This is a genomic window from Nonomuraea sp. NPDC003201 (genome assembly GCF_053590415.1).
Map to the genome: position 1 here is coordinate 38,303 of NZ_JBSFTC010000002.1, position 21,937 is coordinate 60,239.

18 protein-coding genes are annotated in these 21,937 nt (G+C 68.7%); 4 read left to right on the forward strand and 14 right to left on the reverse strand.

Annotated features, from left to right (window positions below):
* Positions 1 to 409 precede the first annotated feature (409 nt).
* From ACWDX9_RS01775 to ACWDX9_RS01785, 3 genes are all read right to left on the reverse strand, one after another.
* The gene (locus ACWDX9_RS01775) at positions 410 to 1,456 is read right to left on the reverse strand and encodes a threonine aldolase family protein (protein ID WP_449947810.1); all 1,047 of its coding nucleotides are present in this window, start codon (positions 1,454 to 1,456) and stop codon (positions 410 to 412) included.
* A gap of 1,294 nt (positions 1,457 to 2,750) precedes the next feature.
* Positions 2,751 to 3,707, reverse strand: coding sequence for a D-alanine--D-alanine ligase family protein (locus ACWDX9_RS01780; protein ID WP_449947812.1), 957 nt, complete (start codon positions 3,705 to 3,707; stop codon positions 2,751 to 2,753).
* Positions 3,708 to 4,618: 911 nt separating this feature from the next.
* Positions 4,619 to 5,944: a PLP-dependent aminotransferase family protein gene (locus tag ACWDX9_RS01785; protein ID WP_397374590.1), complete on the reverse strand. Its 1,326-nt coding sequence runs from the start codon at positions 5,942 to 5,944 to the stop codon at positions 4,619 to 4,621.
* 176 nt (positions 5,945 to 6,120) lie between these two features.
* On the opposite strand from ACWDX9_RS01785, the gene ACWDX9_RS01790 reads away from it, so the two are divergent.
* Complete coding sequence (locus ACWDX9_RS01790; protein WP_350724210.1) at positions 6,121 to 6,738, forward strand: GNAT family N-acetyltransferase; 618 nt, start codon at positions 6,121 to 6,123, stop codon at positions 6,736 to 6,738.
* A gap of 134 nt (positions 6,739 to 6,872) precedes the next feature.
* Here ACWDX9_RS01790 and trxA read toward each other — a convergent pair whose 3' ends face one another.
* The 8 genes from trxA to ACWDX9_RS01830 all read right to left on the reverse strand — a co-directional run bounded on the left by trxA (position 6,873) and on the right by ACWDX9_RS01830 (position 15,803).
* Positions 6,873 to 7,187 carry a thioredoxin gene (trxA, locus tag ACWDX9_RS01795; RefSeq protein WP_350724208.1) on the reverse strand — a complete coding sequence of 105 codons (315 nt, stop codon included), beginning with the start codon at positions 7,185 to 7,187 and terminating at the stop codon, positions 6,873 to 6,875.
* Between the two features lie 14 nt (positions 7,188 to 7,201).
* Complete coding sequence (gene trxB, locus ACWDX9_RS01800; RefSeq protein WP_449947814.1) at positions 7,202 to 8,134, reverse strand: thioredoxin-disulfide reductase; 933 nt, start codon at positions 8,132 to 8,134, stop codon at positions 7,202 to 7,204.
* A gap of 133 nt (positions 8,135 to 8,267) precedes the next feature.
* Positions 8,268 to 9,167, reverse strand: a complete 900-nt coding sequence (locus ACWDX9_RS01805) for an anti-sigma factor family protein (RefSeq protein WP_449947817.1) — start codon at positions 9,165 to 9,167, stop codon at positions 8,268 to 8,270.
* Entirely contained in the window at positions 9,157 to 9,792 is a 636-nt protein-coding gene (gene sigM / locus ACWDX9_RS01810; RefSeq protein WP_449947820.1) for an RNA polymerase sigma factor SigM, read from the reverse strand. Before sigM ends, ACWDX9_RS01805 begins: the two co-directional genes overlap by 11 nt.
* Positions 9,793 to 9,807: 15 nt before the next feature.
* The gene (locus ACWDX9_RS01815; protein ID WP_449947823.1) at positions 9,808 to 11,319 is read right to left on the reverse strand and encodes a protein kinase family protein; all 1,512 of its coding nucleotides are present in this window, start codon (positions 11,317 to 11,319) and stop codon (positions 9,808 to 9,810) included.
* Positions 11,320 to 11,485: 166 nt separating this feature from the next.
* The gene (murJ, locus tag ACWDX9_RS01820) at positions 11,486 to 13,093 is read right to left on the reverse strand and encodes a murein biosynthesis integral membrane protein MurJ (RefSeq protein WP_449947826.1); all 1,608 of its coding nucleotides are present in this window, start codon (positions 13,091 to 13,093) and stop codon (positions 11,486 to 11,488) included.
* Positions 13,090 to 15,225 (reverse strand): DUF6049 family protein, encoded by a 2,136-nt coding sequence (locus ACWDX9_RS01825; protein ID WP_449947828.1) that lies wholly within the window; start codon positions 15,223 to 15,225, stop codon positions 13,090 to 13,092. Before ACWDX9_RS01825 ends, murJ begins: the two co-directional genes overlap by 4 nt.
* Positions 15,226 to 15,275: 50 nt before the next feature.
* A complete protein-coding gene (locus ACWDX9_RS01830; RefSeq protein WP_363978822.1) occupies positions 15,276 to 15,803 on the reverse strand; it encodes a YbaK/EbsC family protein in 528 nt (175 codons plus the stop codon).
* Positions 15,804 to 15,956: 153 nt separating this feature from the next.
* Here ACWDX9_RS01830 and ACWDX9_RS01835 point away from each other — a divergent pair, with 153 nt between their 5' ends.
* Complete coding sequence (locus ACWDX9_RS01835) at positions 15,957 to 17,357, forward strand: CCA tRNA nucleotidyltransferase (RefSeq protein ID WP_449947831.1); 1,401 nt, start codon at positions 15,957 to 15,959, stop codon at positions 17,355 to 17,357.
* Here the strand turns inward: ACWDX9_RS01835 and ACWDX9_RS01840 are convergent.
* Positions 17,308 to 18,612 (reverse strand): MFS transporter, encoded by a 1,305-nt coding sequence (locus tag ACWDX9_RS01840; RefSeq protein ID WP_449947833.1) that lies wholly within the window; start codon positions 18,610 to 18,612, stop codon positions 17,308 to 17,310. The two genes, ACWDX9_RS01835 and ACWDX9_RS01840, sit on opposite strands and share 50 nt — an antisense overlap.
* Positions 18,613 to 18,718: 106 nt before the next feature.
* Between ACWDX9_RS01840 and idi the strand changes: the two genes are divergently transcribed.
* Entirely contained in the window at positions 18,719 to 19,303 is a 585-nt protein-coding gene (idi, locus tag ACWDX9_RS01845) for an isopentenyl-diphosphate Delta-isomerase (RefSeq protein WP_364251958.1), read from the forward strand.
* Positions 19,304 to 19,351: 48 nt separating this feature from the next.
* Here idi and ACWDX9_RS01850 read toward each other — a convergent pair whose 3' ends face one another.
* Entirely contained in the window at positions 19,352 to 20,431 is a 1,080-nt protein-coding gene (locus tag ACWDX9_RS01850; RefSeq protein WP_364251955.1) for an inositol-3-phosphate synthase, read from the reverse strand.
* Between the two features lie 13 nt (positions 20,432 to 20,444).
* Entirely contained in the window at positions 20,445 to 21,035 is a 591-nt protein-coding gene (locus tag ACWDX9_RS01855; RefSeq protein ID WP_350724184.1) for a PadR family transcriptional regulator, read from the reverse strand.
* Between the two features lie 134 nt (positions 21,036 to 21,169).
* Here ACWDX9_RS01855 and ACWDX9_RS01860 point away from each other — a divergent pair, with 134 nt between their 5' ends.
* Positions 21,170 to 21,556, forward strand: coding sequence for a DUF5318 family protein (locus ACWDX9_RS01860; RefSeq protein WP_350724183.1), 387 nt, complete (start codon positions 21,170 to 21,172; stop codon positions 21,554 to 21,556).
* The last annotated feature ends 381 nt before the right edge of the window (positions 21,557 to 21,937 follow it).

Here is a 21,937-nt window from a genome sequence, read left to right on the forward strand (position 1 = left end):
GATTGATCTGCCCGGTCCGGATTCGCCGTTTCACGTGAAACCGTCATTGTCAGCTGCTCACTCCCGGCCGCTGCCGTCCTCGCGTACGGGCGATGCGGCGGTGACGGCCGACGAAGCGTTGAGGCGCCCGGTTGGGATTGCTGATTCACGTGAGACCGCAGCGGACGGTTCGCCAAGGCCGCTGTTTCACGTGAAACCGATGCCAAGTCCCGCTTCGGACGGCCGGTGTTTCACGTGAAACGAGGTGCTTGGTTGGTCGGGAGCTCAGGTTGGCAGATCGTCGTACGGGCGGCGGTTCTTCGGGGTGGGCGGTTCTTGGGGGGCGTTTCACGTGAAACATGGAGCCGTGTCGCGCTGCTCAGAGGGGCGACGTGTTTCACGTGAAACAGCGGGCGGCGTGGGCGCTAGGCTACGCGGCGGCGGCCTTGTGGAGGTCGTCGAGGAAGTCGTCCACGTTCTCCGGCGTCGTGTCGAAGGCGGTCATCCAGCGGACGATGCCGGCGCGCTCGTCCCAGTAGTGGAACAGGTAGCGTCCTCTGAGGGTCTCCGCGACGGCGGGTGGGAGGACGGCGAAGACGGCGTTGGACTGGACCGGGTGCGCCAAGGAAACGCCGGGCACATCGGCGAGTCCGTCCGCCAGCCGGGCGGCCATCTTGTTGGCGTGAGAAGCGTTCTCGCGCCATAGGTCGTCCGTCAGAAGCGCCGAAAGCTGAGCTGAGATGAAGCGCATCTTCGAGGCGAGTTGCAGTGACTGGCGGCGGAGGAACGGGACAGCGGGCGCGAGCGAGGAGTCGAGGACGACGACCGCCTCGGCCGCCAGAGCGCCGTTCTTGGTGCCGCCGAAGCTGAAGACGTCCACTCCGGCGTCCGTCGTGATGGCCTTCAGATCGCAGTCGAGGAAGGCGGCGGCGTTCGCGAGTCTGGCACCGTCCATGTGGAGCCGTAGACCCGACTCGTGTGCCGCCTCCGCCACGGCGGCGATCTCGGCGGGGGAGTAGCAGGTGCCGAGCTCTGTGACTTGGGAGATGGAGACCACCGTGGGTTGGGACTCGTGGGGGTTGCCGATCCCGCCCAGGCGGGACTTGATGTCTTCCGGGCGGAGCTTGCCGTCCTTGGTGGGGATCGTCATCAGCTTGACGCCGAGCAGGCGTTCCGAGGCTCCTGCTTCATGCGTGGCAATGTGGGCGCTGTCAGCGCAGAGGATCGCGTCGTAGCGGCCGAGCATGAGGGCCAGCCCGACCATGTTGGCGCCCGCGCCGTTGAGCACCGCGAAGCCCTCGGCGCCCGCGCCGAACACTTCCTTGGCCTTGTCCTCGAACGCCGAGGTCCAGTTGTCGTCGCCGTACGCGGGCGCGTCTCCGTGGTTGGCTGAGGCGATGGCTTCGAGGATGGTCGGGTGGACGCCGGCGTGGTTGTCGCTGGCGAAGCTCTTGGGGTACATCGAATCGATCAGCACACGGTAAGGCTACTTATCTGCCCTCAGCCCGGCGTCCGGGCATCTGCCGATCGATCCCGTGCCACGAGGCTGTGGATCCGGTGGGGGCTATCTCTTCCGCACGTTCTGTGGATGGGCTGGTGATGAACGGGAGGCGTGCGACCTAGATGCGGCAGGATGCCGGCACGAACGCTTGTGCTCTTCCTCTGCGTGGTGGCTGGCGTCCGTGGTGGCTCAGCGCGGGAAGGCGAAGGCAAAGGTGGCGGCGGAGAAGCGCTCTAGGCGGCCAGGGGGCGGGGTCGCCCTGCCCAAGCGACCGTGGCGCTCTACTCCAGCAAGCGTCGCGCCGCTGCGGCCTCTGCCGGGAGGAAACCAGCTCTGAGTCGTGTGCTGTCTCAAGGACTCAGCCACTCCGCCGGAAGCGGCCCCGAACCGACTGTGCTCTCGGATGCTCACCTCTGAGTCGGCGGTAGTGCCGCTCGTTCGTCTTCTGGGGTGGTCGTGTTGGCGGGCGCTGGCCTCTGGGTTGGCTGCGCCGTCGGATGGCTGTCTTTGAGTCGGCGGTGGTGCTGACCGTTTGCGCTGGGGGGTGGTCATGCTGGCGGTCGCTCGCCTCTGGGTTGGCTGCGCTGTCGGATGTCTGTCTCTGCGTCGGCGGCGGTGCTAGCCGTTCGCGCTCGGGGTTGGTCGCGGTGGCGGTTGCCCTCCCCCGGGCTGACCGTGCTGGCGGTCGCTTGCCTCTGGGTTGGCCGTGCCGTCGGATGTCTGTCTCTGCGTCCGCTGTGGTGCTGACCGTTCGCCTCGGTGGTGGGTTGCCTTGCTGCCGGACGTCTACCTGTGTGCCGGCTGTGGTGCCGAGCGTTCGGTGCGGGATGGTTGCAGTGGTGGTTGCCCACGTCCGGGTTGGCCGTGGTGTTGGATGTCCGCCTGTGTGTCGGCTGTGGTGTTGACCGTTCGCTCTGGGTGGCGTGCTGTTGGGTGCTTGAGACTAGGTTGGCCGTGCCGCGGGGCGTTCGTCGCTGAGTCGGCTCTGGTGCCGGTCGTTCGCTTCGGGGTGGTCGTGCTGGCGGTTGCTCGGCCTCGGGTTGGCTTGCCGTTGCGTGCTCGCTTCCGGGCCGATCTTCGACGTCGGCTTCCGGGAGGGCTGTTGCTGGCGGGTGCACGGATTCGAGCCGTTTTTTGAGTTGGCCGCGCTCGGGCGAATGGGAGCGGGCTATCCGTGAGGTGAAGTCACGGGTGGGAGGGCGCGCCTGGGAATCACGGGGCAGGCGCGCGCTGACTGGTTGGCCGTAGAGGAGGTGGGAGGGAGTGGTGGTCAGGCGTGGGCGCGGGTGGCGGCGTTTTGGAGGAGGGTGCGGCAGAGGTCGCCCAGGTCCTGGCCGGCGGCTTCGGCGGCCATCGGGAGGAGTGAGGTCTCCGTCATTCCTGGGGCCACGTTGACCTCCAGGAAGTGCGGGATGCCGTCGGCGTCGACGATCAGGTCCGTACGGGAGATGTCCCGGAGGCCGAGAGCCGTGTGGGCGGTTACCGCCGTCTCGGCGCACGCCGCGGCCGCCTGGGCGGAGAGACGGGCAGGGGCGAAGAACTCGGTGTGTCCGGCCGTGTAGCGCGCCGCGTAGTCGTAGACGCCCTCGTCCGGGACGATCTCCACGGCCGGCAGAGCCTCCGGGCCTTTGCCGAGGTCCACGACGGAGACCGCCACCTCCACGCCATCCACGTACTGCTCGATCAGCGCCGTGTCGCCATACGCGAAGCAGCCGACCATGGCGGCGGGGAGTTCTTCTGCCGTGCGGACGATCGAGGCGCCCAGCGCCGAGCCGCCTCGGGCGGGCTTGACGAAGAGAGGCAGGCCGAGGCGCTCGATGATGCGCCCCAGCACCACCGTGGCGCCGAGGTCGTGGAACGTCTCCTTCGGCAGCGTGACGGACTGCGGCGTCCGCAGGCCGACCGAGCGTACGACAGCCTTGGCCGTGGGCTTGTCGAAGGCCACTCGGCACGCGTCCGGGTCGGCGCCCACGTACGGGACGTTGAGAAGCTCGAGGACGGAACGGATCGCGCCGTCCTCGCCCGCGCCACCATGGAGGGTCACGAAGACCGCGTCCGGCGGGTCCGCGAGGATGGAGGGCACGAGGGACGCGTCGGTGTCGCGGGCCTCCACGTCGACGCCCGCCGCACGCAGCACCTCGCTGACTCGGCGACCGGAGCGCAGGGACACCTCTCGCTCATAGGAGAGACCTCCGGCCAGCACGAGCACGTGGCCCAGATCGCTCATCACATCTCCTCCGCTGATCGCACGCGCCGCTGTCCAACCGTACCGCCAAGCCGTAGTGAACTGGGCGGTGGCGGGGCTTGGAGAAGGCCTACGGTCAGGGGGTCCCGGTCAGGGGTTACCTGGCTTATGGGGCAGGGCGATGGTGGTGCCTGGAAGGGGCAAGTGGCGATGGTGTGCGCCAGGGTGGTGGCGGGCGGACTTTGGGATGGCGCGGGTGAGGGGAGGGCTGGAGACGGTGATTAGGAAGGGAGCGGCGCTAAGGCTGCGGCGGTGTCCGTGAGAGTGCGAGGCCACGGTGGTGGCTGTTCGCGAGCGGGATGAGGCGCACCGGGGGTGGTGTGCGGCCAGGTGTGAGGCCAGGCGGGTGAGCGGGTGGCGGTGCGCGGGTAGGTGTGAGGCCAGGCGGGTGGCGGATCTCAGGTGGGCGTGAGACCGGGCAGGGGGAGGGCCGACCGGCGAGGGGGAAGGCCAAAAGGCGTTGGTGGTGGTCTGTTGCGGCGCTCGTGGTCGAAGGGAGGTGTGCCCGGAAGCCTGATGGGGTGCAGCAAGGGGTGGATGGGCCACAGGTCCAGCGCGGTGGTGCCGCTCGCCGCGGCCCAGGCCAGGCCAGGCCTTGGGGTGACTGGGCGGACAAGGGCGGCTGGCCCGGGGAGCAGGTCAAGCAGGGGTGGCTGCCCCGGGAGTAGGTGGAGCAAGGAGTGGCGGGCCCGGGGGAGTAGGTGGAGCAAGGGGTGGCTGGCCCGGAGGAGCAAGTGGAGCAGGGGTGGCCAGGCTTGAAGAGGGGTGGGTGGAGCGGGGGCTGGCTGGTCCTGAAGAGGGTGATCGGTGCAGAGAGGTGGCCGAGTCCGGAGGGTGGGCTCGGTGGGGCCGGCGGAGCGGTGAGGCGGTGCCGGCCCCCTTGGAGACAGCGGTTAGGCCAGGTCGGGGCCGGGGGTGTCGACGCCCTGGTGGTCGCGGGCCGAGCTGGTGCCGAACGTGTCCCTCAGCTGCATCTCCTGGTCGATCACGCCGGCCAGCCGCCGCACTCCCTCCCGGATCCGGTCCGGCTCGGGGAAGCAGTACGAGAGCCGCATATGCCGCGCCCCGCTCCCGTCCGAGAAGAACCCGGTCCCCGGTACAAATGCCACCCGCTCGGCCACCGCCCGCGGCAGGATGGCCTTCGAGTCGAGCCCTTCGGGAAGGGTCGCCCACACGAAGAAGCCGCCCGCGGGTCGCGTCCAGGTGACCTCGGGCGGCATCAGGGATTCGAGCGCGTCCAGGAGCGCGTCTCGGCGCTCTCGGTAGAGCTCCCTGAACGTCTTGATCTGCTCCCGCCAGGGCTGCGTGGCGAGGTACTGGCCCACGGCGAGCTGGGTGAACGAGGAGTGCGACAGCACGGCCGACTCCATGGCCAGCACGAGTTTGTCGCGGATGGCGTGCGGGGCCAGCGCCCAGCCGACGCGGAAGCCGGGGGCGAGCGTCTTGGAGAACGACCCCAGGTAGACCACGCCGTCCGGGTTGTCGGCGCGCAGGGCGCGCATGGGCTCCCCGTCGAAGCCGAGCAGTCCGTACGGATTGTCCTCGATGATCAGCACCCCGGCCCGCTGGCAGATGTCGAGCACCTGCTGCCGCCGGGCGATGTTCAGGGTGACGCCGCCCGGGTTGTGGAAGGTCGGGATCGTGTACAGGAACTTGATGGGCGCCCCGGCCGTCTCCAGCGCGTAGATGGTCTGGGCGAGGGATTCGGGCACGATGCCCTGATCGTCCATGGCGATATGAACGACCTTGGCCTGATAGGCGGCGAACGTACCCAGCGCCCCCACGTACGAGGGCCCCTCGGCGAGCACCACGTCGCCCGGGTCGATGAAGATCCGGGTGATCAGGTCGAGGGCCTGTTGCGAACCGACGGTGACGACCACGTCGTCCGCCCCGGCGTTGATCCCCTCCAGCCGCATGACCTCGCAGATCTGCTCACGCAGGTGCGGGTCACCCTGACCGGAACCGTACTGGAGCGCGACGGGGCCGCGCTTGGTGACGAGGTCGGAGACCAGCTCGCCGACCATGTCGAGGGGAAGAGCCGTGACGTACGGCATGCCGCCCGCGAGCGAGACCACCTCGGGCCTCGACGCGACGGCGAAAAGAGCTCGGATCTCGGAGGCGACCATCCCGGTAGCTCGCGCGGCGTACCGATCGACGTAAGCGTCGATGCGCGACCCTTGGGTCGCGGGTGCCTGACCGTGATCCAGCTCTCCTGTCACGGCCCACCTCCTAGGTGTCATATCGGACTGAAATACCAGATTACGCTAACCGGACATGTCGCCCGTGACGGGCTCGACCGTCGTGGCGTCCGCTGGCGGTATCTTCACTGGGCTACGATGCCACCTGTGGACGCGGTTTTCGCGCGCTTTTCCGGGTCAACGACAGGGGGCCGTAGTTGTCGCGTCGGCTGGTCAACATAACCCTGGACAATCTTGAAGATCTGCCCCATCGCTGCCGGCGGTGCGTGTTCTGGGAGCTTGACCCCATGAGCGGGGAGCGGGCGGTTCGGTCGGGGGATCCTGGGCTGGAGAAGGAGGCGTGGCTCTCCGGCACGCTGCTCGAGTGGGGCAGTTGCGGGAAAATCGCCTATGTCGACGGGGTGCCTGCCGGGTTCGTGCTCTACAGCCCACCGCTCTACAGCCCCCGCTCCGTGGCCTTCCCCACCTCGCCGGTCAGCGCCGACGCCGTGCTGCTGATGACCGCGCACATCATTCCGGAGTTCTCGGGTGGCGGGCTGGGTCGGATGCTGATCCAGGGCGTGGCCAAAGACCTGACCAGGCGTGGCGTGAAAGCCATTGAAGCTTTTGGCGACCTCAAGTGGGAAGAGCCTAGTTGCGTAGTTCCGGCGGAATACTTCCTTTCTGTTGGTTTTAAGACGGTTCGTCCGCATTTGCGTTTTCCGCGGCTCCGGCTGGAGCTCAAGACCGCCGTCTCGTGGCGTGAGGACGTCGAGGTGGCTTTGGAGCGACTCCTGGGCTCCATGAGTCCGGAACGGGCGCTACGTCCCGTCTGACGACCGCACAGGCCCGTACAAGCGGCTGCACAGGGCGGTACAAGCGGGGCCGTACAAGCCGCCGTACAAGCAGGGAGAACGCGAAAGCCCCCCGCCAGAGGCGGGGGGCCGGGCGCGCGCCGCGGGAGGGCGGGCTAGATGATGCCGTCGAGCTCGCGCAGCAGCATGGCCTTCGGCTTGGCGCCGATGATCTGCTTCACGACCTCGCCGTTCTGGTAGACGTTCATCGTGGGGATCTGGAGCACACCGTACTGGCGCGGAACGTCGGGGTTCTCGTCAATGTTGAGCTTGACGATCTCCAGCTTGTCGCCGTGCTCCTTGGCGATCTCCTCCAGGATGGGGGCGACCTGACGGCACGGCCCGCACCACTCTGCCCAGAAATCGACCAGAACGGCCTTGTCACTCTTGAGGACGTCGGCTTCGAAAGAGGCGTCGGTGACAGCCTTCACGGTGCGCTCCTTACTCACTTCTCGTTGTTCGCCAGCCAGCGCTCGGAGTCGAGCGAGGCCGAGCAGCCGGTGCCGGCAGCGGTGATGGCCTGACGGTAGGTGTGGTCGACAACGTCTCCCGCGGCGAACACACCGTCGATGTTGGTCTCCGTGGACGGCGAGGCAACCTTGACGTAGCCGTCCTCGTCGAGGTCGATCTGCCCCTTGACCAGATCGGTGCGCGGGTCGTGGCCGATCGCGATGAACAACGCGTCGGTGGCCAGCTCGCATTCCTCGCCGGTCTTGACGTTACGCAGCCGCACGGCCTCGACGCGGGTGTCGCCGAGCACGTCGACGACCTCGGAGTCCCAGACGAAACGGATCTTGTCGTTCGCGAGCGCCCGCTCCTGCATGATCTTGCTGGCGCGCAGCTCGTCACGGCGGTGCACCACCGTCACCATGCGGCCGAACCTGGTGAGGAACGTGGCCTCCTCCATCGCCGTGTCGCCGCCGCCGACGACCACGATGTCCTTGTTGCGGAAGAAGAAGCCGTCACACGTCGCACACCAGGACACGCCATGCCCGGACAGGCGCTTCTCGTTCTCCAGACCGAGCTCGCGGTAGCCGGAGCCCATCGCCAGGATGACCGACTTGGCGTAGTAGGTGTCGGTGTGGGTCTTGACGACCTTGGGGTTCGCCTCCAGGTCCACCTCGACCACGTCGTCGGTGACCAGCTCGGCGCCGAACCGCTCGGCCTGCTTGCGCAGGTTGTCCATGAGGTCGGGGCCCATGATGCCGTCGGGGAAACCCGGGAAGTTCTCCACATCGGTGGTGTTCATGAGGGCGCCGCCGGCTGTCACGGAGCCCTCGAAGACCAGCGGCTTGAGCTCGGCGCGCGCGGAGTAGACGGCCGCGGTGTAGCCAGCTGGGCCGGATCCAATAATGATCACGTTACGAACGTCGCTCAACGCTCCCACGCCTTCCTCGTCTGCTGTTGCACGGGCGTCAACAGATCCTAGGCCGCCCTGATTCCCTGCCCTACACACAACGCTCGCACAAAGCGAAAGAGCCCGCCGAGGCGGGCTCTGACGTGTATGTCCTTTACCAGCGGCCCAGTGTGGGCTTACGCAGGTTCTTGCAGTTGAACGGGTCGACGATGTCGATGCGCAGCCTCTGGCTGGCCTTGTCCTTCCACGAGGCCACGACGAGGGCCTCCTGGCCGTTGTACTGGCCCTGGTCGACCGCGTACGCCGGCAGCTTGGAGCGGCTCGAGACCCGCTTCACGCACTTGTCGACCTTGCCGTCGTCGTCGGAGCCGCCACCCACCATGCGCTGGAAGCCGAACATGCCTTCGAGCGGCTGGCGCAGGTCCTGGTCGCTGTAGTTGTGGCCGCTGTCGGTCAGCCCGTAGGACCTGGCCATCGTGGGGACCTTGGCCGGGGTCGAGGGGACAACGGAGGTCTCGGTCACGCCGCCGGCCATCACGTCGACGCCGCTGCTTCTGCCGCCGCCGCTCGCGAGCAGGCCGGTGGAGGCCACCGCCGTGCCCACCACGGCGACCGCCGCCGCGGCCGCGATCGCGGGCATCGCCCACCGGCGTCTGCGAGAGGGCTTGGCCGGGACGATCGTGCCGTCGTCGGAGACGACGCCCAGCCGCACCGGCTCGGGAGCCGCCTCAGCGGCCACCTCGACCGGTCGTTCCCACGGGGCGTCCCGCATGAGCTCGTCCCAGTCGGGCGCCTCCACGAGGCCGACACCTCCCCGCCGGAACTCCGCCTCGGCGGCCAAAGCCTTGTCGATGCGCAGTGCGACGCCCATCGGCATGGCCGGTGTGGGGGTCGCCGCGAGCACCTCGCGAACCGCCGCCAGGTCTGCCAGTAGCTCCCCGCATGGGTCACAGACCGCGAGATGCTCGCGGACCCGGCGCGCCGTGTCGACATCTAGGAGACCCTCGGCCAACTCGGCCAGGATTTCCAGATCGTAGTGCGTATCACCCGTCACGAAGTTCTGCTCCCTTCGCGGATGAGACGCGATTGAGGTCCGATCGGTTCCGCAGATGGGAAAGAATTGGGGCAAGTTTCGCGCGCCCTCGGGCGCACCGGCTCTTGACCGTGCCGCTCGGCACTTGGAGCACCTGAGCTGCGTCTTCGACCGAATAACCCATCATGTCGACGAGGACGAGAGCCGCCCGCTGGTCGCTGGGCAGGAGTTTCAATGCGGCCGAAACCTCCATGGAGACTTCGCGTTCGACGGTCTGGTCGGGCAAGGGGGTCTCGCGCTCAGCGGCCTCGATCAGCTCGTCGTCGGCGACGGGCCTGACCGATTTACGGCGCATCCTGTCGAGGCAGGCGTTGACCACGATCCGGTGGAGCCAGGTCGTGACGGCTGCCTCGCCGCGAAACGTGGAGGCCTTGCGATATGCGGAGACGAAGGCGTCCTGCACGGCGTCGGCGGCCTCGTCGGGGTCACCGAGCGTACGCAGGGCGACCGCCCACATGCGGTCGCGGTGCCGTTTGACGATTTCGCTGAAGGCGTGAGGGTCCCCGTTGATGTGCGCGGTCAGCAGCTCGGCGTCTGTGATCGCCGGCCGCTCCGCTGCTGAGGGTGTCTCGGGTGGGGAGTTCACAAGAGAGATTCCTGGTTATGCCGATCCGGGAGAGTGCACCACTACCTCATAGATGGTGCCATGAAACTCGCCGCCATCCATCGGAACCCGGGTAAACCAGATCAAAACGTACTGTCCAGTTGCCGGTTGATCAGGGGTAAGAGTGGTTTTACCTGCGGCGTTCTTCGCGGTCGCCACCGTCTTCAGCGCGGACAGATCGGGCGAGTCGCCCACCTTGAGCTCGACGGACGCGCCCGAAGCATCGGACAGCGTAGCGACCACGTCGCTGATCTGCATGGACTTGCCCATGTCGAGCAGCAGGCCGACGCCCTTCTTGAGATTGCCCAGGTCGGCGCTGTCGTAGCGCTCCGTCTTCCACAGGGTGCCGGGCTTGCCGTCGATGGACAGGTCGGCCAGGTCGGGCTTCTCGTTGTTGTCGCCGAGCGGGTCGAAGCCCTGGGCCTTCTTCGGCTTGACGGTCTGGGCCTCGGCCGAGGCGGACGTGGAGGTGCTGGGGCTGGAGCCCGACGCCTCGGGCTTGGTCGGGCTGCCCAGGCTGCGGCCGATCGTCCAGGCGCCGACGCCGACGGCCGCGATGACGAGCAGCACGACCAGCGTCATCAGCACGCGGTTGAGCGTGCTGCCGCCGCCCGAGGGACGGCGCGGCGGCGGGGGCGGGCTCTGCGGGACGGTGAGCTGCTGCCGGTGGACGAGGTCCAGGCCCTCGGTGTGGGAGGCGGAGGCCACCGCGGGGGTCGAGGGGTAGGAGATCGGGATCGGCATGGGCCTGGCCACGCCGGACAGCGCCTCGGCCACGTCGGACGGGCTGGCCAGCGCGCCCGTGCCCCTGCGGGACTCGGGCAGGCACGCGCGCACGGTCACCGTGTCGAGGTAGCTCGGCACGCCGGCGGTGACCTGCCGGGGCGTGCAGAAGTGGCCGTCGGTCATGGGGGCCGCGGGCAGGCCGCCCTCTTCCTCGTCGCCCGGCCAGTGACCGGTCAGCCCGGCGTACAGCAGCCGGCCCAGCCCCTCGGCGTCGTCGAGCGCCGGCTGGTCGGTGGTGAGCCCGTACAGGGTCGCGTCCACGGCCACGCCGAGCACCTTGACCGTGTTGCCCGTCGTCCACACCAAGTGGGAGGGACGCAGGCACAGGTGGTAGAGCTGGGCCTCGTGGGCGTGCGCGAGCGCCTCGGCGGCCTCGGCCACCAGCCCCGCCGCGCGCTCGGGCTCCAGCGGGCCGGAGGCGAGCAGGTCGGTCAGCGACTCGCCGGTGACCCACTCGCTGACGACGTAGGCGGCCTTGTCGTCCTCCGCGGCGTCGAAAACCTGCGTCAGGCGCGGGTCGGTCAGCCTGCTCGCGGCGCGGGCGGCCGTGACCACCTCGTGGACGCGGGGGAAGTCGGGCGCGAAGGTGTGGACGGCCACGGGACGCGCGAGGATCTCATCGATTGCTTTCCAGAGCGTGGCTCCGTCGGACTCGCTGACGCGGTCCTCGAGCCGGAAGCGCTCGGCCAGACGGGTGCCGGGTTCGACGGCCGACGTGCTCACAGGTTCACTCCGCTTGGCCGATCGGGCGTGTTCATGACTCGACTCACCTGCGTGGTGGTGTCCCACGAAGGCACGCTATGCCGGGTGGATCCGCCCACGCCCCTCCTGCTTCCATTCGCGCGTGTCGGGCTCCATGTTAGTGCCGAGTGGATTCGGCCCGCGTTCTTTACCGGCCTACCCGCCCAGCGACCATCCCAACGATGGAATTGACCTCGGGGATGCGCATTCTGTGCGCGACGCCTAGATAGAGCAGCAACCCGAGGCCCCCGCCGACCGCGAGAACGATCAGCGAATTGACGAACCCTAGCCCGGCGAACACCCCCGTGACTACCCAAACCGCCGCGAGCGCCACCACAGCGGTGGGCAGAGCCGCCAGATACATCCTGGTCAACGCCATGCCGATGCTCCAGCCACCCAGCCCTCTGACACGGCGGCTGGCCAGCAACCACGCCCCGACCGCGCCCAGCGCGTACGCGATGGCGTACGCGAGCGCCAGCCCCATCACCACGTACCGGGCCGGCAGCAACGCGTTGAACACCAGCATGAGCGCCGCGTTGGCCGCCGTGGTGGCCGCGCCGATGAACACCGGCGTACGGGTGTCGCCGAAGCTGTAGAAGACCCGCAGCAACAGCTGGAACAGCGCGAACGGCACCAGCGCGAGCCCGTAGACCTGCAGCACGTTGCCGATGTAGACGGCGTCCGCGACGCTGTTGGCGCCGTGGCCGTAGATGGGCACGGTGATCGCCGGCCCGAGCACCATGAGCAGCAGCGACACCGGCACCATCAGCGAGCAGATCAGCCGCACGCTCGACCCGAACTCGCTCCGCACGTCGTGGAAGCGCCCCTCGCCGACGGCCCGGCTCATCCTGGGCAGCATCGCGGTGATCACCGAGACGCCGATGACGCCGTACGGGAGCTGGAAGAGCTGGAACGCCAGCGTGTACGGGCTGATGCCGTGCCCCTCGACCACGTTGCCCGCCGCGCTGGCCAGGTTGGTGGTCAGCATGAAGCCGAGCTGGGTGACGATCACGTAGCCGATCGTCCAGACGCCTGCCCTGCCCATCTCGCCCAGCCGCGCGTTGCGCACGTCGAAGCGGGGCACGAAGACGAACCCGACCCGCTTGAGCGCCACGATCAGGATGACCGCCTGGGCCACGATGCCGGCCGTGGTGCCCAGCCCGAGCAGCGCCATGTCACCGGTGCTGATCTGCTCGATGTTGTCGCGCTCGCCGCCGACCATGGCGTATGCCAGGAACACGCAGATGACGACCAGGTTGTTGACCACCGGCGCCCACATGGGCGCGCCGTAGCGGTCGCGGGTGTTGAGGATGGCGCCCGCCACCGCGCCCACGCCGAAGAAGGCGAGCTGCGGCAGGATGAAGCGGGCCAGCGTGACCGCGACCTCGAACTTGGGGCTGCCCGGGGCCCAGTCGGTGTAGAGGTCGATCAGCAGCGGCGCGCCGAACACCGCCACCACCGCGACCACGATCAGCGCCACCGCGGAGATCGTCAGCAGCCGCTGCTCGTACGCCCGGCCGCCGTCGGCGTCGTGCTGCTGGGCCCGGACGATCATCGGCACCACGACGCTGCTCAGCACGCCGAGCAGCAGCAGGTCGAGGATGCTGTACGGGATCGCGTACGCCGCGTTGTAGGAGTCGCCCAGCGCCCTCGTGCCGATGGCGTAGGCCAGCACCATGGTCCGCACGAACCCCGTGACCCTGGACACCATCGTGCCCGCGGCCATGATGGCGCTGGCCCGAAGCATGCGACTCATACGATCTCATTCTCCCGGGTCTTGGCCGCGTGCGCGAGCTTCCGCTCCGACCTGCGCCGCAACACTCGCATCACCACGGCGGCGAGCATCACGGTCAGGGCGGCGCCCACGATCACCGAGGCGATCCCGGTGTAGCCGGTAATGCGGATGGTCAGCCGCTGCGGTTTGCCGTACGGCTGGTTGTCGGAGGTCTTGAGCTGCACGGTCACCGTCGCGTCGCCGCTCGTGCCGGCCGCGGCGTTCATCGGCACCTGGACCGTGCCGCTCTGCCGCGGGCCGATCTTCATCGGCCCCGTCTGGTCGAAGTTGACCTGCAACAGCTCGCGGTTGTTGGACGTGACGTCGATGTAGAGGGCGATCGGAACGCCCAGCTCGTTCTTGACGCTGATCGGGACCGCGCCGTTGCTGCCCGCCAGCGTGCGCGTCCAGCTGGGGCCCGCTCCGGTGATCTGGATCCTGTCGGTCTGGTCCGTCACCGCCTCGCGGACCAGCTTGGTCACCGCGCGGCCCGCGCGGGTGCTGTTGCGCCAGGCTGAGGAGGTCAGCCGGAGGACCGCCGCGTCGAAGCTCGACGGCGTCTTCGTTTCCGTGATCAGGGAAGTGAGCTGCGCATTCGACGCGATGCCCTTGACCGGGTCGAGGTACTTCGCGGTCAGCTCTTCCTTGCGGTCCTGGTCGCTGTAGGTCAGCCCGGCGCGCGGGACCGACAGCTTGCTCGGCTTGATCGACTCCAGCGGGGTCAGCCGCAGCCACGGCAGCTTGTCCGCGGTCCTCATCAGCGCGTTGACGAGCGTGGGGTTGGGGTCCCACCGGCGCGACGGGGCGATGACGAGGGACCTGGGCGAGGTCTGGCCGGCCTCCGCGGCGATCATGGCGGTCTCGGCGATGAACCGCTGCGTGCTGAGCAGCACGGACGTGGGCGCCGCGGGCTCGAACAGCTTGCTCAGCTCGGCGTCCGCGACCAGCGCGGTGACGGGCCCGTTCACCGAGTCGAGCGTGGCGGCGGCGTCGGGCGTGAACGGCACGGGCGGCTGCGGCGGCAGGTTGGTGGAGTTGAGCAGGACCGTGTCGACCCGTTCCTTGCCGGCCGGGAGGCTGACCGAGAGCAGGTCGAGCGCGTCGGCGTCGAGCATGCCCGCGGGCGGCCAGTTGATGTTGGTCTTGACCTCGCGCTGGAGCAGTGCGGCGGCCTTCTGCCTGCCCAGCTCGATCGCCCGGCCGGTCTGCGTGTCCAGCCCCTGGTGCGCGAGCGCGGCCACGTCGGGATCGGCGTACGGGACCGCGACCACGGGAGAGTCGGCCAGCGCGGTGCGCATGGTCGTCAGCCAGTTGGCGGCCTCGGGGTTGGCGGGCTTCTCCTGCGTCTCGTCCTTGACCTTGACCAGGTACTTGTTCTTCATCGCGTCGAGGTCGTCGAGCAGCGAGGGCTCCATGAGCCAGGTGACGGGCTTGGGCGCGGCCTGCGCGATGCGCGCCAGGTCGGCCAGGCGGCCCTTGCCGGTGATCGACTGGCTCAGCTTGTCGTTCACGAACAGCGGCATGCGGGTCTTCGGGTCGACGTCGGTCCCGCGGTGCGGCTGGTCGATGACGGGCAGGGCGATGGCCAGCTTGTTGCGCGGCAGCTTCGGCACCGTGGGCGGCGCGTAGGTCAGGTACGTGCGCTGCGTCATGACCTGCAGGCCGTTCTGGACCACCTCCACGGCCACCGGGTAGACCCCGAACGAGCCGTAGCTGAGCTGTATGGGCGTCGCGGTGAACTCCCATCGCGCCTGGGCGCCGGCGGCCAGCGCCGGGATGTCCATGAACGAGTTCTGCGAGGCGCGGAACGGCAGCGTCGCGGGGTTCTGGTCGGCCTGGTAGGCGGCCATGGTGACGCGGTCGGGGAGCTTCTGCGGCGTGTAGCGCAGGCGTACGCGCAGGCCGCTCTGCGGCACGCCGCTGTCGTTGCGGAGCGTGCCGGTGAACTTGATCACATCGGTCTGCGAGGTCGGCACCTGAGGCGAGATCGACGCGATCGACACGGCCAGGGTCTGCCTGCTCGCCTTCGCGGACTTCGTGGCAGCCGCGCCGGGCGCGGTCGCCACCACGATGAGGGCGAGCAGCGCGGCGAGCAGCGTGGCCTTACGGATCACGCGAATGCCCGAGCTGGAGGACGACGACACACGCCCGCAATGGTACGGGCTCAGTGCCGCCGCGCGACCGCCTCACGTGTTCCTTTCGCCCTGAGGTCGACCATCTTGCCTGGCAGGAGTGCGATCAGGTCGAGTGCGCGCAGGGTCAGGGCGGTATGCCGTTCGCCGGTCGCGGTGTAGACCGGCCCGCCGTCGGCCAGGAAGTCGGCCGGCAGCCGGTCGTCGATGAACTTGGGCAGCGGCTCGGGCAGGAGCAGCGGGCACACCAGCCCGCTCGCGTAGTCGGTGGCCGCGTTGACCACGTGGACCGGAGCCGGCCGCACCCGGCGCACGCCCAGCACTCCGCCGACGGCTCCCACCGGTGGCGGCGCCGACACGGGGGTGGTGACCGCGATGACGACCTCGCGGCCGACCCTCGTGGCGACCTCGAGCACTGTGACCATCAGGCACCTGCTCGGTGCAGCGGAGACCGCCTCGGGCAGATCTTCCGCGCATGTCATGGGACGCGGAAGGCGTACGATCTCATGATGGACCTGGTGGGCGAGGAGCCAGCGGTGGATCGCGAGGGCGTCCTTCATATAGTCCTCCTTGCCTCGTTCCCTGGCCCCCGACGGTCCTTGGACCGACGGTAACCCGGACCTGGTGTGGCTCGGGGGATATGTTCCGGAATGCTCCCAGAAGGACCTACCCGCTTGTCCGACTCAACTCTGACTGACAGCCAACGGCGGGCCATGACGGACCTGTTCCGCAAGATCGCCCCGGTGGCCGACGAGCTCGGCCGCCTGTTCGCCGCGCAGGGCCATGAGTTGGCCCTCGTCGGCGGCCCCGTACGCGATCTGCTGCTCGGCCGCATCGGCAACGACCTCGACCTGACCACCGACGCCCGCCCCGAGCGGGTGCTGGAGCTCGTCAGGGACTGGGCCGACTCCGTGTGGACCATCGGCATCGACTTCGGCACGGTGGGCCTGCGCAAGGGCGGCTGGCTGATCGAGATCACGACGTACCGGAGCGAGTCGTACGACCCGAAGTCGCGCAAGCCCGAGGTCATGTACGGCGAGACGCTCGACGAGGACCTCGAACGGCGCGACTTCGCGGTCAACGCGATGGCGGTGCGGCTGCCGGGCCACGAGTTCGTCGACCCGTACGGCGGGCTCGACGACCTGAAGGCCAAGGTGCTGCGCACGCCGGGCACCCCCGAGCGGTCCTTCGGCGACGACCCGCTGCGCATGCTGCGGGCCGCCAGGTTCGCCTCGCAGCTCGGGTTCGCGGTGGACGAGGGCGCCGTGGCGGCGATGACCGAGATGGCCGGGCGCATCGAGATCGTCTCGGCCGAGCGCATCCGCGAGGAGCTCGACAAGCTCGTCTGCGGCGCCAACCCGCGCGAGGGCCTGCGGCTGCTGGTCGAGACCGGGCTGGCCGCGCACGTGCTGCCCGAGCTGCCCAAGCTGCGGCTGGAGATCGACGAGCACCACCGGCACAAGGACGTCTACGAGCACACGCTGACCGTGCTCGACCAGGCCATCGCGCAGGAGGAGGACGGCAAGCCCGACCGGATCCTGCGCTGGGCGGCGCTCCTGCACGACATCGGCAAGCCGAAGACGCGCCGCCACGAGACGGGCGGGCGGGTGTCGTTCCACCACCACGAGGTGGTCGGCGCGCAGATGACCAAGAAGCGCATGACGGAGCTGAAGTTCCCCAAGGACGTGGTGTCGGACGTGGCGCGGCTGGTCGAGCTGCACCTGCGCTTCCACGGCTACGGCACGGGGGAGTGGACCGACAGCGCCGTACGCCGCTACGTGCGCGACGCCGGCCACTTGCTGGACCGGCTCCACAAGCTGACCAGGGCCGACTGCACCACGCGCAACAAGCGCAAGGCCACGGCGCTGTCGCGGACCTACGACCAGCTCGAGGAGCGCATCGCCAGGCTCGCCGACGAGGAGGAGCTGGCCAAGATGCGGCCCGAGCTCGACGGCAACGAGATCCAGCGGGTCCTCGGCATCGGGCCGGGGCCGGTGGTGGGGCAGGCGTACAAGTTCCTGCTGGAGATCAGGCTCGACAAGGGCGTGATCGGCAAGGAGGCGGCTACCGAGGCGTTGTTGGAGTGGGCGAGGTCGAACGACGCGGGCGTGTGATCATCCGGTACGCCAGCGCGGCCAGGGGATAGCCGACGGCGGCGATCACGACGGCCGTGTAGGACTTGCCGTCGGCGGGCAGGATGGCCGCCGACAGGGCCGCGGCGAGGACGTACATGCCGTTGAAGAGCATGTCGTAGATCGAGAACGCCCGGCCCAGGTAGATGTCCTCGACGTCGCGCTGGACCGTGGTGTCGGCGCAGATCTTGACGCTCTGCCCGGCCACGCCCAGCACGAACCCCGCCACCGGCAGCCCCCACTCCTGGAACGGCAGCACCAGCGCCGCCGTCAGCAGCCCGGCCGTGGTCAGCGCGATCGGCACCCAGCGCTCGATCGTGAACCGCTCGGTGGCGTACGGGGTGATGACCACGGCGATGGCGTAGCCGACGCCGGAGGTCGCCACGACCAGGCTGACGCCGCTCAGCGCGGCGTCGGCGTCGCCGTTGTAGAAGTAGTAGCGGTAGAGGATGATGCCGAGCGCGGTGGCTATGCCGTAGAAGAAGCGGTGGGCGGCCATCGCGCCTATGGTGGAGGCCGCGACGCGGTGCCTGACCAGGTGCCTGGCGCCGTCCGTGAGGCCGCCGACCACGTTGCGCAGGGCCTCGCGCGCCTGCGGCCGGCTCGGGTCGGACTCCGGGCCGAGCAGCCCGCGGTCCATCGTCCGCGCGACCAGCGCGCTCAGGCCGAACACCACGCCCGAGACGACCAGGAGCAGCGCCACGCCGTAGTCTTCGGCGCCGAACACCTTGCGCAGCAGATAACCGAGCCCCACGCCCACGAATGTGACCACGGTGCCCGACGTGGGGACGACCGCGTTGGCGGCCATCAGCCGGTCGGCCGGCACCACGTGCGGCAGCGAGGCGCCGAGCGCGGCCAGGAAGAACCTGTTGACGCCCAGCACGGCCAGCGCCGCCCCGTAGAAGACCGTGTCCGGCACGTCGGCGGCGACCAGCGCCGCCGCGACCACCAGCAGCGCGCCGCGCACGATCGGCGCGACCACCAGGATCTGCCGTCGTGACCAGCGGTCGATGAACACGCCCACGAAGGGCCCGAGCACGCTGTACGGCAGCAGCAGCACCGCCAGCCCGGCGGCCACCGCGAGCGCCGTCGTCTTGGTTTCGGGGCTGAAGAAGGCGAACCCGGCCACCCCGAACTGGAAGATCCCGTCGGAGAACTGGGAGATCAGCCGGGTGGCGAACAACCGCCGGAAATCTTCGCCTCGCAGGACCACGCGTAGGTCGGCCACAAATGACACGCGGCCAGCCTAGCCCTCCCCCCATCGCCTAGGATGCGCGAGAGTCATGCTGCGGCAGGTGGGCCGTGGGTTCCGAACGGTCACGGTGTCTCGTACGCTTCATAGCGTGACGACTGAGGAACACGTTGTGCTGGTCGACCGCGACGGCCACGCACTCGGGACAGCGCCCAAGCTGGCGGTGCACGGTCGCGAGACACCCCTTCACCTGGCGTTCTCCAGCTATGTCTTCGATCACGAGAGCCGGGTGCTGCTGACCAGGAGAGCGGACAGCAAGCTCACGTGGCCGGGGATCTGGACCAACAGCTGCTGCGGCCACCCGCTGCCGGGCGAGCCCCTGGAGCGGGCCGTCGAGCGGCGGCTCTCCTACGAGCTGGGGCTCACGGTGGACCGCGTCGACCTCATGCTGCCGGCCTTCTCCTACCGCGCCGTCATGGCCAACGGGATCGTCGAGCACGAGCTCTGCCCGGTCTACCGCGTCACCGTGACCTCGCCCGCCGTCCCCAACCCCGCCGAGGTGGGGGAGACGATGTGGATGCCGTGGAAGGAGTTCGCGGAGGGGGTGCGCAACGGGCTGCTGGCCGTCTCGCCCTGGTGCCAGGAGCAGGTGCCGCTGCTGGCCGACCTCGGCGCCGACCCGCTGACCTGGCACCCCGCCTCGCCCGCCGAGCTGCCCCCGGCCGCCCGCCCGTAAACAGTGCGGCGCCGCACCCGTGGAGACGGGTGCGGCGCCGACAGGGGGTCAGCGCTCGACCTCACCCCGGATGAACTTCTCGACGTAGTCCCTGGCCTCGTCGTCCGAGAACTGCTTCGGCGGCGACTTCATGAAGTACGAGGACGCCGACAGGATCGGGCCCCCGATCCCGCGGTCAAGGGCGATCTTGGCGGCCCGTACCGCGTCGATGATGATCCCCGCCGAGTTCGGCGAGTCCCAGACCTCCAGCTTGTACTCGAGGTTGAGCGGCGTGTCGCCGAACGAGCGGCCCTCGAGCCGCACGAACGCCAGCTTCCGGTCGTCCAGCCACGGCACGTGGTCCGACGGCCCGATGTGCACGTCGGCCTTGCCCATCTCGTGCGGGATCTGCGAGGTGACCGCCTGCGTCTTCGAGATCTTCTTGGACTGGAGCCGCTTGCGCTCCAGCATGTTCATGAAGTCCATGTTGCCGCCGACGTTGAGCTGGTACGTGCGCAGCAGCTCCACCCCGCGGTCCTCGAACAGCTTGGCCATCACGCGGTGCGTGATGGTGGCGCCGACCTGCGACTTGATGTCGTCGCCGACGATCGGCACCCCGGCCTTGGTGAACTTCTCCGCCCACACCGGGTCGGAGGCGATGAAGACCGGCAGCGCGTTCACGAACGCCACGCCGGCGTCGATGGCGCACTGGGCGTAGAAGCGGTCAGCGTCCTCCGAGCCCACCGGCAGGTAGGAGACCAGGACGTCGACCTGGTTGTCACGGAGCACCTGGACGACATCGACGGGCGCCTCGTCGGACTCCTCGATGATCTCCCGGTAGTACTCACCCAGACCGTCGAAGGTATGGCCGCGCTGGACGGTCACCCCCGTGGGCGGCACGTCGCAGATCTTGATCGTGTTGTTCTCGCTGGCGACGATCGCCTCCGCCAGATCACGGCCGACCTTCTTGGCGTCGACGTCGAACGCGGCGACGAACTCGACGTCACCGACGTGATAATCGCCGAACTTCACGTGCATGAGGCCCGGGACCCGAGTGTCCGGGTCGGCGTCCCTGTAGTAGTGGACGCCCTGGACCAGCGATGACGCGCAGTTTCCGACACCGACAATGGCCACGCGAACCGAACCCATCGCATTCGCTCCCTTACTCATCAGTTGACGTGGTATCTCTTGCGGGCCCCTCTTCCGACGAGGCCCGACGCTCTGTCGCGATCAGCTCGTTGAGCCAGCGCACCTCGCGCTCGACCGACTCGAGCCCATGCCGCTGCAGCTCGAGCGTGTAACTGTCGAGGCGCTCCCTGGTGCGCGCCAGAGCCGTGCGCACCGCGTCGAGCCGCTCCTCCAGCCGGCTACGGCGGCCTTCGAGAATGCGCAGCCGTACTTCCGCCTCGGTGTGGCGGAAGAACGCGAAGTGCACGCCGAAACTCTCGTCCTCCCAAGCGGAGGGGCCGGCCTGCGTCAGCATGTCCTGTAGCCGTTCCTTGCCCTCGGCTGTCAGCTTGTAAACGATCTTCGATCTGCCGCCGACGATCGTGGTGGGAGCGGGTTGCTCCTCCACGATGAGGCCCTGAGCCAGGAGTGATCGCAGACAGGGGTACAGCGATCCGTAGGAGAACGCACGGAACATCCCCAGCAGGGCGTTGAGCCGTTTGCGCAGCTCATAGCCGTGTAGTGGCGTCTCGTGCAGCGACCCGAGCACGGCCAGTTCCAAGACCCTGCCCTGTCCGCCGCCCATCGGAACCCGCCCCCTCTCGCGTCGATGTATCGAGCCGATACATCCCCAGGATACGTCGGGTCGCTATATGGCGGCAATCTGTGAATCTGCCAAGTCGTTGGGATGCAGCCGCAAAACGCCGTAGTCTGGCGCTCATGTGGTCACAGCGAAGGGTGGTGGATTACGGCCTTGCGAAACGGGCGGTGGTCCGCTCCCTGCGCATGGGGCGCACCTCGCGGGGCGACGTGTGTGACGCACAGCCCTACCTCCTTCGCGCGGCGCGCCACCTGGGCGAGCCGACCGAACGTCTCTGCCCGGTATGCGAAAGGGAGAACGTCACCAATGTGACCTACGTCTACGGCGATGCGCTCGGTAGGCATGCCGGACAGGCAAAGGTCACATCGGAACTCGTCGCAATGGCTCATGATTACGATGAGTTCCGCGTGTACGTTGTCGAGGTCTGCCAAGGTTGTTCCTGGAACCACCTGACGGTTTCATACGTCCTCGGAAACGGACCGCCTGACCTCGTCAGCCAACTGTGAAGACCGAGGGCGGCGAGAAACCTCACGCCCACCGCCGTTTATGTTTCCGACGACGATGCGAGGACGTGTGAGTAACAGCATGAATGAGGGGACGGCCCGGCCAGGAAGGCGCCGTCGTTCCAGCTCATCCCGTTCTGTGCCCCAGGGTTCTCCTCCGCAAACCGGTGAGTCGGGCTGGGGTGCTCCGGCGCAGCCGCAGCGTCGTCCGGAAGCCGCTTACGAGCAGACCGGCGCCATGGCCGCGCAGCCGTACGACGAGCCTCCCAGGCGCGGTGACGGGCCTCCGACGCGTGGCGACGGACCGCCCACGCGCGGTGACGGCCCTCCCATGCGTGGCGACGGACCGGCTACGCGCGGTGACCAGCCGGGGCCGCGCACGCG